18 protein-coding genes are annotated in these 17,451 nt (G+C 48.5%); 5 read left to right on the forward strand and 13 right to left on the reverse strand.

Going from position 1 to position 17,451, the window contains the following annotated elements; all coding sequences use genetic code 11:
- Window positions 1-18: 18 nt before the first annotated feature.
- Complete coding sequence (locus MTP38_RS00315) at window positions 19-1,215, reverse strand: MFS transporter (protein ID WP_097778984.1); 1,197 nt, start codon at window positions 1,213-1,215, stop codon at window positions 19-21.
- Window positions 1,184-2,599 carry a radical SAM protein gene (locus MTP38_RS00320; protein WP_097793640.1) on the reverse strand — a complete coding sequence of 472 codons (1,416 nt, stop codon included), beginning with the start codon at window positions 2,597-2,599 and terminating at the stop codon, window positions 1,184-1,186. The genes MTP38_RS00315 and MTP38_RS00320 overlap by 32 nt, the downstream gene beginning before the upstream one ends.
- A 372-nt stretch (window positions 2,600-2,971) precedes the next feature.
- Here MTP38_RS00320 and MTP38_RS00325 point away from each other — a divergent pair, with 372 nt between their 5' ends.
- A complete protein-coding gene (locus MTP38_RS00325) occupies window positions 2,972-3,889 on the forward strand; it encodes a helix-turn-helix domain-containing protein (protein ID WP_097793639.1) in 918 nt (305 codons plus the stop codon).
- Here MTP38_RS00325 and MTP38_RS00330 read toward each other — a convergent pair.
- The 7 genes from MTP38_RS00330 to MTP38_RS00360 all read right to left on the reverse strand — a co-directional run bounded on the left by MTP38_RS00330 (window position 3,886) and on the right by MTP38_RS00360 (window position 10,776).
- On the reverse strand, window positions 3,886-4,080 hold the full coding sequence (locus MTP38_RS00330) for a hypothetical protein (protein ID WP_097793638.1): 195 nt from the start codon (window positions 4,078-4,080) through the stop codon (window positions 3,886-3,888). The genes MTP38_RS00325 and MTP38_RS00330 overlap by 4 nt on opposite strands.
- A 708-nt stretch (window positions 4,081-4,788) precedes the next feature.
- On the reverse strand, window positions 4,789-6,189 hold the full coding sequence (locus tag MTP38_RS00335; protein WP_249233892.1) for a site-specific integrase: 1,401 nt from the start codon (window positions 6,187-6,189) through the stop codon (window positions 4,789-4,791).
- 14 nt (window positions 6,190-6,203) lie between these two features.
- Window positions 6,204-6,509, reverse strand: coding sequence for a helix-turn-helix domain-containing protein (locus MTP38_RS00340; protein WP_006735272.1), 306 nt, complete (start codon window positions 6,507-6,509; stop codon window positions 6,204-6,206).
- A 341-nt stretch (window positions 6,510-6,850) separates the two neighbouring features.
- Window positions 6,851-8,197 (reverse strand): DNA primase family protein, encoded by a 1,347-nt coding sequence (locus MTP38_RS00345; RefSeq protein ID WP_249233893.1) that lies wholly within the window; start codon window positions 8,195-8,197, stop codon window positions 6,851-6,853.
- Window positions 8,160-8,615, reverse strand: a complete 456-nt coding sequence (locus tag MTP38_RS00350) for a CHC2 zinc finger domain-containing protein (RefSeq protein ID WP_249233894.1) — start codon at window positions 8,613-8,615, stop codon at window positions 8,160-8,162. Before MTP38_RS00350 ends, MTP38_RS00345 begins: the two co-directional genes overlap by 38 nt.
- Before the next feature lie 189 nt (window positions 8,616-8,804).
- Window positions 8,805-10,367 carry a relaxase/mobilization nuclease domain-containing protein gene (locus MTP38_RS00355; RefSeq protein ID WP_207684486.1) on the reverse strand — a complete coding sequence of 521 codons (1,563 nt, stop codon included), beginning with the start codon at window positions 10,365-10,367 and terminating at the stop codon, window positions 8,805-8,807.
- Window positions 10,330-10,776 (reverse strand): plasmid mobilization protein, encoded by a 447-nt coding sequence (locus MTP38_RS00360; RefSeq protein ID WP_117528361.1) that lies wholly within the window; start codon window positions 10,774-10,776, stop codon window positions 10,330-10,332. The genes MTP38_RS00355 and MTP38_RS00360 overlap by 38 nt, the downstream gene beginning before the upstream one ends.
- Before the next feature lie 909 nt (window positions 10,777-11,685).
- On the opposite strand from MTP38_RS00360, the gene MTP38_RS00365 reads away from it, so the two are divergent.
- Together MTP38_RS00365 and MTP38_RS00370 are read left to right on the forward strand one after the other, a co-directional pair.
- On the forward strand, window positions 11,686-12,366 hold the full coding sequence (locus tag MTP38_RS00365; RefSeq protein ID WP_112146629.1) for a response regulator transcription factor: 681 nt from the start codon (window positions 11,686-11,688) through the stop codon (window positions 12,364-12,366).
- 9 nt (window positions 12,367-12,375) lie between these two features.
- Window positions 12,376-13,191, forward strand: coding sequence for a sensor histidine kinase (locus MTP38_RS00370; protein ID WP_249233895.1), 816 nt, complete (start codon window positions 12,376-12,378; stop codon window positions 13,189-13,191).
- Here MTP38_RS00370 and MTP38_RS00375 read toward each other — a convergent pair.
- The 4 genes from MTP38_RS00375 to MTP38_RS00390 form a co-directional block, all read right to left on the reverse strand.
- Window positions 13,152-13,352 carry a helix-turn-helix domain-containing protein gene (locus MTP38_RS00375; RefSeq protein WP_249233896.1) on the reverse strand — a complete coding sequence of 67 codons (201 nt, stop codon included), beginning with the start codon at window positions 13,350-13,352 and terminating at the stop codon, window positions 13,152-13,154. The genes MTP38_RS00370 and MTP38_RS00375 overlap by 40 nt on opposite strands.
- A gap of 6 nt (window positions 13,353-13,358) precedes the next feature.
- Window positions 13,359-13,790, reverse strand: a complete 432-nt coding sequence (locus MTP38_RS00380) for a sigma-70 family RNA polymerase sigma factor (protein ID WP_015536578.1) — start codon at window positions 13,788-13,790, stop codon at window positions 13,359-13,361.
- A 523-nt stretch (window positions 13,791-14,313) separates the two neighbouring features.
- Window positions 14,314-14,499, reverse strand: coding sequence for a cysteine-rich KTR domain-containing protein (locus tag MTP38_RS00385; protein ID WP_097793625.1), 186 nt, complete (start codon window positions 14,497-14,499; stop codon window positions 14,314-14,316).
- 71 nt (window positions 14,500-14,570) lie between these two features.
- Entirely contained in the window at window positions 14,571-15,947 is a 1,377-nt protein-coding gene (locus MTP38_RS00390) for an MATE family efflux transporter (protein WP_097793624.1), read from the reverse strand.
- A 212-nt stretch (window positions 15,948-16,159) separates the two neighbouring features.
- Between MTP38_RS00390 and MTP38_RS00395 the strand changes: the two genes are divergently transcribed.
- Both MTP38_RS00395 and MTP38_RS00400 read left to right on the forward strand, forming a co-directional pair.
- Window positions 16,160-16,699, forward strand: a complete 540-nt coding sequence (locus MTP38_RS00395; RefSeq protein ID WP_097793623.1) for a PadR family transcriptional regulator — start codon at window positions 16,160-16,162, stop codon at window positions 16,697-16,699.
- A gap of 309 nt (window positions 16,700-17,008) precedes the next feature.
- Entirely contained in the window at window positions 17,009-17,377 is a 369-nt protein-coding gene (locus MTP38_RS00400; protein WP_005927725.1) for a helix-turn-helix transcriptional regulator, read from the forward strand.
- The last annotated feature ends 74 nt before the right edge of the window (window positions 17,378-17,451 follow it).

A 17,451-nucleotide genomic window follows, 5' to 3' on the forward strand; every position in this document is an offset into this window, starting at 1 on the left:
TGATATTGTAGACTAAAATTAGTTGCCGTTCTTTTTTTCTTGAAGTGAAAGCAACCATGCGCTCTTCACAGAAAGACAGATGCCAATTCCAACTACGGTCATAAAAGCACCGAGGATGACAAAACAAGCCGTTGACCCGGCGCTCACCAGTAGTGATGAGCCAAACAGATAAAAAATTTCAGTAACATTGACGCCCATGTTGAAGACGGAAAGCAGCTCGGCGCGATTGTCTTCCCTGCCGGCAGCATCTACAATGCTGTTTTGGACTTCTCCCAGCAGATAGGATGGAATATCCAAAAAAAGCGGAAGGATCAGCATAAATAGGATAGTCCAAACCGGCACATTGACCAAGCCCAACACACCAAGGGCTATTCCACTCAGAATGAAAAACAGTGCCATCATTTGATTATAGTGTTCAGGCTTGGTACGGGCGAGAATCCGTTCGGACAGCAACTGAATTGCAGAATAACCCATAATAATTGCGGCGAGCCAGGTTTCATTGATCCCGCACAACTGCAGCTTCTCCGCATAGAAGAAATTGATCAGAATGCGGCCAATGTTCAAAGCTGCCAAAATCATTAGAAGCATCCATATCTTTTTCTGCTGAAACAACTGCGGATAGGGAATGTTTTTCTTTTGGCGCGTTTCACTTCTGGGCTGCACTGTTTCCTTGGGGATTTTTAAAGAGGTAAAGACAGCAACAAGGTTTGCGGCAATCGTTGCCAGAAGCAGACCCTTGATGCCAATCAGCGTGTACAGGACCGCATAAGCTAGGGTACTGGCAAAAAATCCGACAGTTCCATAATTGGCGACATGTGCAGATTTTTCAGCGTAATGTTCCTTTGAAAACATAATATAAATATAGCCGCTCTGCGTCCCAGAAGAAAAGGAAGCCGCTGTGCCTTCGAGGATAGCCTGTAAAATAAACAGACTATAATTGCAGCTTACATGAGCCAGCAAGAGGCAGGTTCTCGAAATGAGCAGCGCGATCTGGTATAGTACCAACGTGGATTTATAGCCAATGCGATCGGTCAGCTTTCCGAGAGGAATCTCTGTGAGGAGGACCATAGTAGCCATAATTGCTTGCAAAATGAAGAATTGGCTGAGAGAGATTCCTGCAGTGGTTCGTACCAGTAGAGAGACTGGGGAGAAAAACACCAGCCCATTGAGCAGAGAGGTAAGGTCAAGTGCATCTGTTTTCAGCTTTGCGTTCATTTTGATTCACCTCGTTATATTTGGATTTAATATAAGGAATAAACAGTGTTTTCATGAAGTGAGAAAAAACTTCTTCTTCATATGTACAGCACTTTTTGAAATCGATTTGGTGGGACAGCTGACATCCGCCACCGCAGAAGCCACCGATTTTACAATCCTTACACTCCGCATAAGAATTGCAGGTTACAGCGACGGGCCGATAATTTGTTAAATTTTCATAGGAAAAATCAAAAAGGCTGTACCTAGATCTACCAACTGTGCAAGTACAACGATATGTTTTCAGATTCATATCAACATAAAAAACATTACTGGATGACGAAGTGCTCCAACAATAACTATGTGTTTGTTTATGCTCCCGCAAATTCAACTTTAGGCCCATTTTGTCGGCAAAGTTATAGCAGGTCTTTAAAAATGCCGCGTGAACATTGTCCGGGAGAGGCTTGCTTTGAAGCTCAGCGAGAATCTCACTTTCCATCATGATGTCAGGGAAATTTGTTTCATACAAACGATCATCTACTCGACCAATAGTCCACGCAAAGTTTTTATCCTGCAAAAGCTGTAACTTCTTCAAGTCATCCAGTGTATTCCAGATTTCTTTATGATTGTGCCTATCGATATTGGTTCCTAAGTCCACATGGATGCCGTAATGCAGAAGTGTCTTAATACAGCACAGGAGTTTGAAAGTTTCATTTGTATTGTTCCGGCTCGGATCAAGATCGTATCGCGTCATATAATTTAACGCCATACTGTCGATTGTGGGATAAATACCGCTGATGAAGCGACGATTGATGATAAATTTCTTCAAATAATACGAAAGGAAACTTCCGTTTGTGGTGATATGAACAGTGGTTTTGTGCTCTTTGCAAAATTGGAGAATTTTATCAATTACTTTCTCATTCTCGATCAGCAAGGGTTCGCCACCAAATAAACCCAGTCGAACGGTCTTGTTCGGATTTGCTTCCATATACTGTGCAATGATACTTAAAATTTTATCCAGAGTTTCATCACTGATAAGTTTCTTTTCCAAGGTTTTATCGTTTTGCTGATAGCAGTAAGTACAGTGCATGTTGCATTTATACGTAATTGTTAAGATGAAAGTGACTTCTTCGCTTGACTTGTTTGAGTCGGTTTCATCGCTATCCAGCATTTTGTGGTATACTTCTTCGCTCACACCATGGTGGAGGAGATCTTTTGAGATGAGGAAACATCTATTGCTGTACGTATCAACAATAACACATTTTTCGGAATCAACATCTTCTAAATATTTATTTCCAAGGACCTGTGTCAGATCAAAATTCCCCTGTGCGTCTTTGGTTTCCACAAGCGTTCCGTTTTTCAATTCATAAAACATGGTTCCATTATACAGAAAAATCCCAAGAAGCAAACATTTGCTCCTTGGGAAACCGTCACTGATCAGTAGAGGCGGTGCCCGTTGTCATCATCGCAGCTAACGATAACAACCGCGTCGTTTGCCTTCATCTCTTCCAGCTCTTCATTGGAAAAAGTTACGGTATACATTTTCTGTTTCTCCTTTCTTTTTTCAGCTCTGGATGTTTGGTTCATCGCTGTGACTATATTGTAGCAGCACGACGCACTTCTGAACATATCGTACCAAGTTACTTTCAAATAACACAAAACGATAAGTTGGATTCCAATGAACTTATTCCTTTTTGATTTCCAGCTATCAACGACTGGAAAATTAGCTTGATATCCTTTATAATTATAAGAACTCTTTATTCAATCTGGGGTGGTTTCAATGAAAAATGTTTTTCTTGGAGAATATATCAAACAGCGGCGGCTGGATCTGGGCCTGACCCAGGAGCAGCTTTGCGATGGAATCTGTGAACCGATGACCCTTTCCCGACTGGAAAATGGCAAACAGACTCCCAGCCGCAATCGGATCAATGCCCTTTTGCAGCGGCTGGGCCTGCCGGATGACCGCTATTTTGCACTGTTGAGTAAAAATGAGCTGGAAATGGAAGCCCTTCAAAAGGAGATTGTTGCATGCAATGCTAATCATCGCGTGGAGGAAGGCTTTGAAACCTTAAAAAAATTTGAGCAGATTGCAGACCATGACGATCAAATCGCGCAGCAGTTTATCTTACGCTCTAAGGTGTTGTTGGGGCGTTTGGATCAACGATATACACCACAAGAACAGATTGACCTGTTGATGCAAGCAATTCGGCTGACGGTTCCCCGCTTTAATTTGGATGAGATTGAGAGGTTTTTTTATTCGACAGACGAAATCAAGATCATCAATCAAATTGGAATTGCATACTCCGATGATGGACAAAATAAAAAAGCAGCTGATATCTATTACCAGCTGCTGAAATATGTCCGAAAGCATTTTGAAGAAACAATCACTTCGGTTGGTATCTTACCGATGGTTTATTTTAATTATGCCCGTGTTCTGGATTTGTGCGGTCGCTACGAGGATAGCGCAGAATGTGCAGAAGAAGGCAGGAAGGCTTGCCTCAAATATGGGCACTATCAATATTTACCACATTGTCTTGAAATCCAAGCTGAATGCGCTCATTTCATGGGAGATGACAAAAAAAGCGCGGATCTCTATCGTAAATGCTATTATCTGTGCCAGGTCATCGAATACCAGGAAGGATTGGAAATTACCAAAAAGGAAGCAAAAGAATATCTGGGCATGGAATTTGAAACTTAAAGAGCTTCACCGCCCCCCGGAAACGCGTCATATAACTGCATACCCGATTCGTCCGGGTCTTCGGGCTGTTCTGTTTCGGTCACGCCAGTCTGAGGCGTGGGCAAGTCTTCAGGTTCAGCGGCAAAGCAGGGGACAGCCAGCAGACTGGTGGCCAGAACAATAGAAGTAATCAGAGTAAAAAGACGTTTCATAATTTATTTTCCTTTCGTTTTATGTTGTTTTGGTGTTGGCAAAAGGATACCACTACAAGGCAGTACAGACCATATCGTGTCGTGTTGCTTTTTTCTAACATAAAACGATGGGTTTTCCTGAGAATAAGATCAGATGCTTTCCAATCGGCTTGTGATGCAGCAAGTACTAAAATAAGAGGATGGCCACCCAAAACAATGCCGTCAAGTCATTTGTGTGTGAATTGCTTCCGAGTTTCTAAAATTGTCCTGCACGGTTTCTGCACGGAATCTGCACGGTTTCACCCTGTACAATGGTTGACAACAGGTGCAAAATTTACCAGTGGACGTGAAACATGAATTCGGATAAATTACTTATTATCGATAAAATTTTATGTTTTACGGCAGGCGGCATAATGGAGGAATTACCCCTGACTTGCGCTACGAATCAGTAGGCCGGGGGTTCGAGTCCCTTCCATCGCACCAAAAAATGCCGTGAAATCGAAAGATTTCATGGCTTTTTTGTTTTTCTGGCAGAGTCTGCACACTTTTGCACATCTCCTGCACACTTTACAAAAAAGCCATGAACTCTTTGCATCGCTTGCACAGCGTGTATTTCGCTGCACAAAAATTAAGCTTGTCGGGGCGAGGCCCCTCCATCTTGCTTACGCAAGACCGCTTTGTTGCTTAAAAGCCCCACTGGGGCTTTCATTGCTTCGCAAACGCAAATTTTTACGCGAAGAGTACCCGCGTCAGCTCGCGGCGCTCCTCTGCGTCCATCTGCCGGATGGCTTCAAGGATCATTTTACCCGTGATTTTTGTTGCCACCGGCGTTTTGTTTTCCGGGGGTTCCTGCGGCTTTGCACCTGCTACGTCCTGCGTGTAGAAGTCGGCTTCGATCTTCTCGGTCAACTCCAACCGGGGCTTGTCCTGCGTGTGAGCGTAGGTGTCCATCAGGACGGTGGCGGTTGCATGGCCAGTGTTGCCCTGCACCGATTTGAAGTCACCGCCAGATTGCAGCAGCTGGTAGGTGGCACTGGAGTGGCGCAGACCGTGGAACACGATCTTCTCAAACTCCGGGTGCTCTGCCCTCCACATACGGTACCACTTGGTCAGAACGTCCGGGGCAATGGGTAAGCCGTCTGGTAAGCGGAACAGCTGACCGCAGTTGCTGTATTTTTCCGGGGCATTCTGTTCGTCCTGCTTCATCTTTTCCAACCATGCCAGAAGCTCCTCTTTCAAGGGCTTGGTCATGTACAGGATGCGGTTGGACTTTTTGGTCTTGGTCCGCTTGAGGATCAGCGAGGACTTACTCCCCTCCCGTCTGTCCGGGAAGGTGTGGTAGATCTGGGTGGGGTCGATCTTGGACAAGGCGACCTTGTCGGCACGCTGCAGGGCCTTGTTCACCGTGATAGTTCCGCGCCCATCGGCGGCATCGAAGTTGAGGTCTCCCGGCTGTAAGCCGAGGATCTCGCCCTCACGGAGCGAGAGGATCATGCTCATGTGCACCGCCAGATGCAGGGCGGGGTTCTCGATGGTCTGCAGCGCCGCCAACATGGTGCGCTCATCCCAGATGGTGCGTTCTTCGGTGTTGATCTTGGGGGCTTCACGGGGAGTAGGCGACTTGTGGATCAGATCCCAGTCAACGGCATACGAAAAGGCAGTCTTCAGGAGCGTGTGGACTTCGTGAATGGACGTGCTGGATAACAGCCGTTTCTTCTGATTTTCCGTCAGCTCCTGCTTCTCGCCGTGAACGTACTGGCCGCAGGGGGTCTGGCTCAGGGTGGCGTAGAACTGCTCAATGTCATAGGTGCGGAGGTCTTGCACCTTCCGCTTTCCGATATACGGCACGATGAGGTTCTGCACCATCGCCACAGATTGGGTGTAGGTCTTGGGAGACCACTTGTGTTTGCTGGACTGAATGGGAATCCACTTGTACAGCATCTCCTCGACCGTCATGGTGTCGGGCACGAGGAAGGTGCCGTCCAGCAGTTCCTTCTCCACCGTGATCTTGCGCTCCTGCGCTTCGGCCTTGGTCTTGAAGGTTTCCCAGCCCTTGCAGGGCTTGCCAGCATGATCTTTGTAGTTGTATCGGACGGAATACGTGTTGCCACGTTTCATAATAGATGCCATAGATGTTCCCTCCCTCAGACCGCAGCAAACCAATCATCGAAGCTCTGCTTGCTTACCCGGATGCTGGTACCAAGGCGGATCACCTTGAAATCTTTCGTGGTGTTGCACAGATTGTACGCAGCACGGTTGGAGATCGCCAACAGTTGGGCAATCTCTTCCACCCGGTAAACGAGCGGGGCGTGTCGGACGGTTTTGCTGGTCTGGTCAGAAGGTTCTACGGCAGGGGTTTCGGACAATTTCATTGTAGGGGATTCGGGCGCGATTTTCAAGTCCTCACGGGTCAGTTTAGCGGAATTTTTGCGGACATTCGTCATAGGCATGTCTCCTTTGCACTTCTCCAGACCCGGCGCAGCTCCGGTTGAACTGCACCCTTGTGGGCCGGTAAATATGTAAGGGCCTGCCGCTCCTGACCCGAAGCAGCAGCCCAAAAAAGTGCGAGAACTTGAATTTACGCGCCCCACGCGCCCCAAACCACACAAAAGTACCTTCCTGTGTTGATTTTATAGGGCGCATGGCTGGGATGCACGCGCCCTCTTGGGGCGCATCTTGGTTTCTCTCCCGCCCCGAAGGGGCGGATGCGCGCTCGAAGAAAACAACGATAACAGGTAAAAACAAATGTTTTGGGGCGCGTAGGGCGGGAGATTTTCACTTTTCGTGTGTTTTATGCCGCAGCAAAGGCGGGGTGGACGCATACGCCCCGGAAGCCGCGATACTTTCCCTCGATGTGCTTGGAAAAGGTCAGGCCATACTTCCCTGCATTTTTCAGCAGGAACTGGCTGAACTTCTTTTGCGGAACGGGTGATTCCAGATTATCCTCGCACCACTTGGTGTAGGCGCGGTAGAGATAGGTGGAGCGTTCCTCGGTGTCGGGCTTGAAGCGGACATACGCCGTTGCCTGCATGAACTGGGTCAGGTTGTCGCTGTCCGCCATGGCTGCTTCGAGGTTCTGGATGGAGCGCTCGCTGATGGTAAACTGATAGCGGTTCGCCAGCAGACGGTGTAACCCCTCCAGCATCCACAGCAGGATGCCGGGACGCTCCTCGGACAACTCTTCGATGAGGAAGGGATTATCCACCCGGGCAGGGTCACGGTCTTTCACCGTGATGAGGATCTGTCTGCGCCAGAAGCCGTCGCTGTCATCATGAGCGGCCACAAGGTTGCCATTGCCGAAGCAGATGAAACGAACGTACAGCAGACCTTGGACAGCCTGCTTGTTCTTCCGCTCGATGCACAAACGATCCTCGGCGGTGACGATGGACTTGATGTTCCGCGTTTCAGGCAAAGCCACCATGTTCAAATCGTCATCGACCATGACCAGCTTGTACTCCAGATTTGCACTGGCAAAGCGGTTCGTTTCGATGCGGAGGATGGATTCGGAGTGAGAGGCTTCCCCGAACAGCTTCTTCAGCAGCAAGCCGATGCGGGACTTCCCCTCGCCGCCCTTGCCGGTCATGACCAGCATCTTCTGCGCCTTGGTAGACGGGATCAGGAGATAGCCAAGATATTCCTGCAAGGTCAGAATGTCCTCCGGGATCAGCAGACCGTCCAGAAATTCCAGCCACTTGGTCGGTGCGGGGGCATCGGGCTGGTATTCCACGGGGAGCCGGTTCAGGCAGAGTTCCTTTTCCGGCACAAATCCCCGTTCGTCCAGAAAGTAGGTTCCGTTCTGGAGATGGATGCGGTCAAGCTGGGGTTTCCATTCAGGGGTATAGGTTTCGATACGGAGTGCGTCCAGAACCTGCTTCTCCTTCTTGGCAAGGTTGTCGAGCACAAAGTCACGGAGGTCGCTGTGGACTTCGTAGAGCAGTGCGTCCTCGTCTACCTCGCCGTTCTGGTCGAACAGCTTCTGTTTCAGGCACATCATGGGGTGTTTCTCTAAAAAGTACTGGCAGTAAGCGGTTTCACGCACTTTGCCCTTACTGTCTACCCAAGGGCATTCGCATTCTTCCTCTTCTTCCAGTTCGTCCTCATCACGCCAATCGTCGTTCCTCTTTTTCCAGTCGCTCATGTAATCCCTCCCAATACTTCCGTAGCTCGTTTTCGGTCTGCGGGTCCGGGAGCACCGAACAGTCCAGATAATATTCAACGATGTCAAGGTTCTTTATCGCTTCAAGGAAGCAGGGGTGAAGTTCTTCTGTGGGTGACTGCGGTTCGTATCGGACCCGCCAACGCTGCAGACAGCGGTAATAGTCCAGCAGCAGCTGCCGGACGGTGGGCGGTCTGCGGGGAGCAAGCCGCACCTTGCCGTCGGCAAGTGCCATGCCGAAATCGTTCTTCAACTTTTCCACAGCCTTATAGGGAGAAAGTTGAAAAAGTCTGCCGACAAAATCGATCACATCTCCATCTGCCTGACAGGCGAAACAGTGGAAACGGCTGTCCACCTTCATGCTGGGGTGTTTATCCCCGTGGAAGGGGCAGCACATCATACCGTTCCGATTTACGGCTAAGCCGTACAGCTCCGCTGCCTGCCGGGTCGAGATGGCGTTCTTTACGTCCGAAAAGACAGAGGTGCTACCCTCCGTCCCAATGGGTGGGGTACAGGCGAAAGGACGAAGCCCGGTGAGGGGCGTGGGTGAGGTTGGGTTTATTCACACATCGATCCGTCAGAGTGTTGTTCATTTGACCTCCTGCTGCGGTACGGTGTGGCTGCGCTCTTCCTTGCGGAAGAAGGCTTCCACGTTCTGTTGTGCGGTGCGGAGTTCACGCAGTTCGATCTGCGCTTTCTTGTAGCGGGTGTAGAACCCGTTTTTCTCCGAGGAAAGGGTCTGGTATTCGGCATCCAGCTTTTTGAGGTCCGGCAGCGTCCTGAGCCCATTGGCCTTGAAATAGGCGCAAGCGGCCTCGTACACAGCAAACTCTGCACGGTGCTGCTCCTTGAACTTGGCGGGATTCCGCACAGTCTGGAGCTTCTGTGCAAGGGGCTTGTACTGCCGATAGACCACAAGATGCCCGCGCAGCTCCTTGAGGGAGACCATGCGGGCATCCAGGTCTTTGACCACCGCCAGTGCATCGTCGTGCTGGGTTTTCAGTTCGGCAATGCGCTGGTTCAGGGCATCTTCGCTGAGCAGCTTTTTCTCCTGCAGGAGACACAAGGTTTGCGACCAGCGTTTGAGGTTGAACTTTTTCGCCCAACGCTCATAGCCGATGCCCTTACCTGCGGCAACATTCGCCTGAATGTCAACCAGTTTCCTGATCTTATCCGGCTTCTTTTCGCTGCTGGGCTGGATGGTGACGGCAAGCTGGATGTTCTGGGAGAGGACGGTCAGCACCTGCTCCTTTTCCAGCTTCTTGCTCAGTTTCTTGGCGGTGATGAACTTTGTCCGGCCGGGCGGGCAGTAGCTCAACCGACCTCGGCTCTCCTTCACGGCGATGCCGTGTTCCTGCATGAGCAATGCAGAAAATTCCTCGAAGGTGGTGGTCTTGTTCAGCACAGCGTAGATCTGCTTTCGCAGCTTGTCCAGTTCGGTCTGATAGACGGTCTGGGTGGGCTGCTGCCCTTCGGCGGCAAGTTTGGCGTTGGCATGGTCGAGGCGGCGTTGTCCGCGCCGCTGCGCCCAATACTCGCGCTCCGAAACATGGTCGCCTTGAGCTTCCAGCAAATTGATCTGGTTCAGATCGGCTTGCTCGCACATTTCCATGACAGCGACACGGAGGTGCCGGAGCATGGCTGAAGTGCAGCGGTGCTTCTTGCCCGCTTCCCAGTCGCACGGCTTGTCCATGAAGGGCTGCCGTTCCACGGTGCGGACGCGCAAGCTGCCGATGACGATGTGGACGTGGATGTTCCCGGCACTGTTGTGCCCATCCGGGTGGGTGCAGACGATGGCGGGATGACCGGGGAAGTTGTCCTTGCAGAACTGCAAGCCAAGGGCTTGCGCCCGCTCCATGGTCAGGTCGTTCTCTACTGCGTCCTTCGGGTCGAAGCTGATGATATAATGGTGGGTCTTCACGTCCTCCCGCCCGCCGTTCTTGCCGTACTTGCGATTGGCAATCAGGCAGGCCATAGCGAACGAGGATTCGCCGCACTCAAGGGTGTCGAGCAGGTACGAATCCCGCAGCTTGGGTCTGCCCTTCTCGTCCAGAATGGGCAGACCGGTGTACTCGTTGTGCTGAAAGGTGAGATAGCTTTCGGCGGCGGCGTAGTTAGAGTTCTTCGAGCTTAAATGCTTGATGGTTGCCATACAGTTCACCAACCGTTTCTTCGGCTTTCAGCCGAAAGTTCGTGAGTGCGGACAGTTCCTCCAGAATTTGCGCCCGGAGCTGCTCGGTGTCTTTGCCGCCGGAGTTGAAGTGCCGTGCAAGCTGGTTGAGGTTGCTGCCCACCTTGCTGCACTGGGCAGACAAGGCGGCAAGCGCCGCCAGTGCATCCTCGCCGCCCTGCGCCACCACAACGGTGTGCTTGACGTTTACGCCGTACAGGACACGGCGGACGAGTTCGGACTGGGTGAGGTGGAGTTCTTTGCAGGCGTATGCAATCCGCAGTTTTTCTTCTGCGGTCACCCTGACTTTGATGATGTGTGTCTTTCGTTTTCGCGGCGTGTCATTGCGGTTCTTCTTTGCGTGTACGTTCGGACTTTTCATTTCAGCCATATTCGACCTCCTGTGAAAATGATAAATGCCCGCTCCGGGATGGAGAGGGCTATGTAATGCGACACGCCGCTTTCGCACCAACGGTGCGAAGCTAGAGCAGGGTTTGGGGAAGGCACTCCCCAACAAGTGGCAGACCATGTGACAGAACATTTTCAAGCATTGAAAATTTGTGGCCACAGGTCGATACTTGCTTTCGCCCTTTCCGTGCAACACTGAAAATTTCAGAATTCGAACCGCAATGCACGTTGAAAATTTTGCAGAGCAAAACGTGTGAAAAGGCAAAGCCCCTGCTCATGGTCACCGTTCACACCGAACGCAGTTCCTGCCCCTGTTTTGCAGCGGCGTTGTCCGGCTCGCCCACAGAAAGCGTGAGGTCATGGCGCAGTATCTCGTTCAGACGGCTTATGTAAGATTCAAGGTACAGTATGAAGAAAGCCGGGCGCAGTGCGGACACTACAACCTGCTTCTTTCAAGCACAAGAATAACACTTTGTGGTTGTGCAGTCAACAACCAAAAACAAATTTTGGAAGATTGAACAACTACATAAGATTTTATTTGTGAAAAAGAAAAATACCGCCCACGCAGCGCAGCGATGATTTTGTCGGGTGAAACGGCGGCAAAATAGATCGGGTGTGTTGCGGGGCGGTAAAAATCTTCATGGGGAATAAATCCTCGCCGCTCTGTACTTTTCTACAAAATTGGTGGGATTTGCGATAAAGGGTATCATGAATTGCGGAGCGCGTCAAGATGGTTTTGCAAAATTTATTGTGGTAAAGCGGTGATAGTAGGACTTATATTTAACACACAGCAAGAAACAATTTCCGTTTCGCACATTGTAATGTTCGCAGAAAAAACTTATAATGCTTTTGAACCTGTAGGACACACAAAACGCAGAAAAGAGAGGGAATCATGAGAAAACTGTTCCTTTTGGAAGATGATCTGAGCCTGATCAGTGGGCTGACTTTTGCATTCAAGAAACAGGGCTTTGCACTGGATACAGCCCGGACGCTGGCAGAAGCCGAGGTGCTGTGGTCAGACAGAAAATATGACCTGCTGGTGCTGGATGTTTCCCTGCCGGATGGCTCTGGCTTCGATTTCTGCCAGAAGGTGCGGCGCACATCCAACGTGCCGATTCTGTTCCTGACTGCTTCGGATGAGGAAATGAATATCATCATGGGACTGGAACTGGGTGGGGATGATTACCTGACCAAGCCGTTCAAGCTGGGTGTCCTGTTGTCGCGGGTCAATGCACTGCTTCGCCGTGCAAATGCGTCCAGCGCAGGAGAACCCGTACTGGAATCGGGCAGCATCACCGTCCGGCTGTTGCAGGGGCAGGCATACAAAAACGGAGTATTGCTGGAACTGACCGGCGCAGAGTACAAGCTGCTCTGCTTCTTTATGCAGCATCCGAATGCCGTGCTATCCAAGGAACAAATTCTGGATGCACTGTGGGACTGCGATGGGGATTACATTGACAGCAGTGCCTTAACAGTGTACATCCGGCGGCTGCGGATGAAGATTGAGGACGACCCCGGCAAACCGCAGATGCTGCTGACTGTCCGCGGCATGGGCTATAAATGGAATGGGTAAAGGTGCCGTATGAAAGTATTCGCAAACCGGGAAATCCGGATTTTGTTCCGGACAGTGCTGGCGGTCTGGGCGGTGGCATTGGCTCTCACGCAGGGCATCGTATGGCATACAACGCATGTATTTTCTTTCGGGTTACTGTTGGTTTTTCTGCTGCTGGGCGGCTGTCTCTGGGGCGTGCTTTTTCGCTATTTCCAAAGGCAGAGCGCGCTTCTGGAACAGGCAGTCCAGCAAATCCAAAGCTGTCTGGATGGTAACCCGGATGCACGACTGGACTGCGACCGGGAGGGAGAACTTTACCGTCTGTTTCACTCCGTTAATGCATTGGCGGCAGTTCTGAGCGCACACGCAGACAACGAGCAGCGGGAGAAGCGTTTTTTGAAAAATACCATTGCAGATATTTCGCACCAGCTCAAAACACCGCTGGCGGCGTTGAATATCTACAACGGTCTGCTTCAGGACGAAGTTGTTTCGCCGTCGGAGGTCAAAGAGTTTGCAGACCTGTCCGAACAGGAGTTGGACCGCATCGAAACGCTGGTGCAGAATCTGCTCAAAATCACCCGGCTGGATGCCGGTTCGGTCGTCTTGGAGAAGAAAAACGAAAATGTTGCTGAAATGGTGCAGGACATCGCGCGGCAGTATAACTATCGTGCAGAGCAGGAACAGAAAAAGCTCGTTCTGTCTGGCTCAGAGGCGGTTACACTTTGGTGCGACCGTGACTGGATGCAGGAAGCTGTGGACAATCTTGTAAAGAATGCCCTTGACCACACAAAGAGCGGAGATACGATTCAGGTAGAGTGGAATGCACTGCCGTCCATGCACACATGAGGCTGACCGTGCTTGTCATAGAGAATGCCTGTACAGAGCTTGTTGATATAACCTCTGTAATGTCGCAAAACCTGTTCAACTGCATCGGTGTCCCCGGCGCAGGCAGAACGAATCACCGAGAGCGGCAAAAAATCTCTGCTCGTGTGTTCATAGGAGTTCATTTACGCCTAACCTCCCTCCGGCAAGTGCGCCTTTAGCTTTTTTCGCAGCTCGTTCAGCGTTTTTGCCCGGTGCCGTTGAACAGCACTCCGGGACATTCCCATGAGGTCGCCAATCTCGCCATCGCCCAGTTCCAGAACACAAAACAGAATCAGAATGCTTTGCTCTTGCTTTGGCAGAGCGGCAAACGCATTGGCAACAAGTTCATTGTCGATGTGCAGATCACAGCCGTAGGATGAAAATACAAATTCTTCACTTGGATAATGGTCTACACTCGTGAGCTGCCCCAGTTCTTCCAACGAAAGAACGCTGAATGACTTTTCACGGTCAAGCAGACGTTTCTTATTTCGGTGATAGTTCCGGGCCTCATTTCGCAGCACCGCTTTGCAGAACGCATCGAATCGGTACTGTTCGCCATCGTTGCGAGGGATAGCTTCCATCTTCTCACCCCCTTTCCGTGGGGATGTCGGGTGGATTTTTCCCTTTCCGCTAATATGACACCCGAAACACCCGATTCTACCCGCTTTTTTGAAAATTTCCAAAAATATTTTTTGAAACAGGTAGATTTTCAGATGGCAATAGAAAAGCCCAGCAGACCGAAAACGGCCAACCGGGCATAATGGCAGCACGAAACGCGCAGCAGCTACATCGTATAGTACATAGTAAAAGCCCTGCTGACCCTGTGCGGGAGCAAGGCTTTTTTTGACAGTTCAAAGCTAGGCGTTCGATAGAATATCAGGCGCATAGCGGCATCCTCCTAGTGGCCGCCATACGGACGATGAAACGCTTTGATAAGCAAAAAGAACCGGCGGCCTTGATTTTCTCAAAAGCCGCTGGTTCAAAATGAGCGCATAAAATTACCTGCTCAAACCAACGGCTTTTTTATTTCCCCTTAGTCGGGGCAGGTTCTCATCATATACTGAAAAAAAGAACCGATAATCACAAGTGAATTCACCTTGTGCATTACCGGCTCTGCGTCTGTGCGTCTGGCTCTTGGATGATAGATAAATTTAGTTTTCTTACCGCAATCAGGGTTTCATGTTTGCATTTAGGACAATATAACGGAAAATTATCCAGTATTGTATCATTGCGAATTTTCAACCGCGTTTTGCTTCCACAAAAGGGACATAAAATCCATTCTATCTTCATCTTATCTTCCTCTGTGCTTAGTTTTCTTCTTTTACTACCGTATAGCAAGCTGACGTTTTTTCTTCGCCTCTTTACATTTCCGAATTGGACATAACCTGTTTTTCAGCCATAGACAATTCCCGATGAAGGTGTAACGCCATAAATACAGTGATTACTACGGAAATCACATCTGCGATGGGTTGAGCATATAGGATTCCGTTCATTCCCCATACCATAGGCAGCAGCAAAATGACAGGAACAAAGCAGACACCTTGTCTACATGCTCCCAAAAAGAAACCTGCCGCACCTTTACCCAAGGCAAGGAACAAAGAGGAGTAAACCGTGTAGAAACCAAAAAGAATGAATGTGATCCCATTTGCAAACAGTGATTTTTGACCCACTAAAATCATTTGAGTATCTCCCTTAGTAAATTGAGAGATAATCTGCATAGAAAAAACAGCCATCACCAAACCTACGACTAAGCAGAAACTTGTAGACCAAATGATTGAGGTTTTGATTGCTTCGCGCAAGCGATCAAACTTCTTTGCCCCATAGCTGAATCCAGCAATAGGCTGGAACCCTTTCAGAAATCCAAAAACAACAAGAGTTCCCATAGAAGTAATTCGCGTAACCGCCCCCATACCTGCAATGACCGAATCGCCATAATTGCTGGACGCGCGGTTAATTAGCGCAATCGAAAGACTTGTCAGCAGTTGGAACACCAAAGTGGGAACTCCAATTTTTAAAATTTCCGCCATCATTTGCCTCGTAGGAGAAAACTCTTTTATGCTGAACGTAAATACGCTTTTTTTGCGAAGAACATAGGTGAGATAAACAAGCGTGGATACCATTTGCGAAATTGCTGTGGCGATTGCTGCACCTTCTACTCCCATGTCCAAAATATAAATGAAAAGAGGGTCTAATCCGATGTTCAATACGGCTCCCAATAGCAAGGCACACATGGTCGTTTTTGCTGCACCCTCGCTACTTACAATATTGTTCATTGTTACATTAAACACATTGAAAATACAGGACAGCACATAAATTCTTGCGTATGTCGAGGCATACGGCATAATTGTTTCCGTCGCTCCCACCATCACCAAAATTGGTTTAAGGAAAATCGTAGAAAGTAGAATGATAATAGCACCAATCAGAATACTGCTATACAGTGCGGTGCTTGCCACTTTATCGGCGGTATCTTTATCTCCGCGTCCTAATAGTCTTGACAGATAGGATGCGGCTCCGTTACCGAACATAAGACCTAAACCAACCACAACTTGTCCCAACGGAAATACGATAGAAATAGCACCCATTTGACTTTTTCCCAAACCAGCCACAAAATAGGCATCCACCAGATTATAGAGTGCATTGATCAACATCCCAATCATAATCGGTATGCCGAGAGCCATCAGAGCTTTGGGGATAGGCGCACTGCCCAAAAGCTCAAGTTTGTTGTTGCGTTCATTCATTGTTAAAACTCCTTTCGTCTCTTCAGGTATAATTTACAGTAGTGTAGGCCATAGTGCCGCACAGTATAAATAATAGTACTATAATTTATAGTATATGTCAAGAGGTGAGGCAATTTATCTTGACAAAAAGTATAAAATACAATACTATATTTTATAGTGAATTTGACGGTGTTCTTTTATTCAGAAAACATAGCGAAAGGACGTGATTCCACATGGCAACCATAGATTTAATTGTATTGGGAATATTGAAAAAGGAGCCAATGAGTGCCTACGATATTCAAAAGTTGGTAGAATATAGAAACATATCCAAATGGGTAAAAATCAGCACTCCATCCATTTATAAAAAAGCCATTCAGTTAGAAGAAAAGGGGCTAATCCGAGGCGAAATCGTAAAAGAAGGGAAGATGCCAGAAAAAGTGATTTATTCCCTGACGGATGCCGGAGAAGCAGAATTTGAACGGCTCATGTTTGAGATTTCTGAAAAACCTATTAACATTTTTCTAGACTTCAACGCAGTTATTGTGAATTTGGATTCCTTGCCACCTGAAAAACAAAAATCGTGTATAGCAGAAATTGAGGAAAATATTAGTACCTTAAAATCCTATCTGGAATATAATATACAGAAAAAAGAAAATGAACCCAGTATTCCCGCAACAGGTATGGCTGTTTTGCGTCAGCAGTATGTACTGGTGGAAGCAATCCAAGCATGGATTGCTTTATTAAAAGAGAATCAAATAAATCCTTTAGAATAAAGACGAAAAAAAAATAGAGCAGTTTACCTAGAATTTAAGCTTTACTGTTACTCAAACAAGTGGCATTTTAACTCTCTACATATCGTTGGAATGAACTTCTGGATGCTGTATGTTATTTTGATCTTGGCAGGAAAGGAAGCGTTCGTGTTTATATTCTTGTGTTCGCTTTGACAACTACTGCAAAGGATTATGTATAATCAAGTGAATGATAGTAGTATCAAAATATGAATTATAAAATGTAGACAGAACGGATATAGCAACATTTCGCCAATCGCTCATGAACTATAAAATGTATATGGGTGATGCAGAATGGCGAAAATTGAGGACTGTCCCGGCTTTGAAACGTTCGGAGCGGATGTCAAGGCAGCTCGAAAGGCAAAACAACTTTCCCGCAGTGCGCTGGCTGACATGATACATTGTGACAGCCGGTATCTTGCGAACATCGAAAACGAAGGCACGCTGCCCAGCCTGCCGGTGGTGATTCAGCTGATAAAAATATGTGGTCTGCCCGTGGAGCGGTACTTCAACCCGGAACTCATGCGGGAAGAAAGTGCGGAACGTCAGCGAGTCAGCCACAAGCTGCAGCTTTGCCCGGAAGAATACTTACCCATCGTAGAAGGTGCCATTGACGGTGCCTTACGAATCCATGAACAGGAAAAAGAGCCCGTGTGTGTCTGATTGTCATGCACGGTCATTGAGAGGATGCAAAAGCGTCCTCTTATTTTTTTGCATTTTGCGGGCAAAACGGGGGT

Source organism: Faecalibacterium sp. I3-3-89, from assembly GCF_023347275.1.
GTDB lineage: Bacteria > Bacillota > Clostridia > Oscillospirales > Ruminococcaceae > Faecalibacterium > Faecalibacterium butyricigenerans.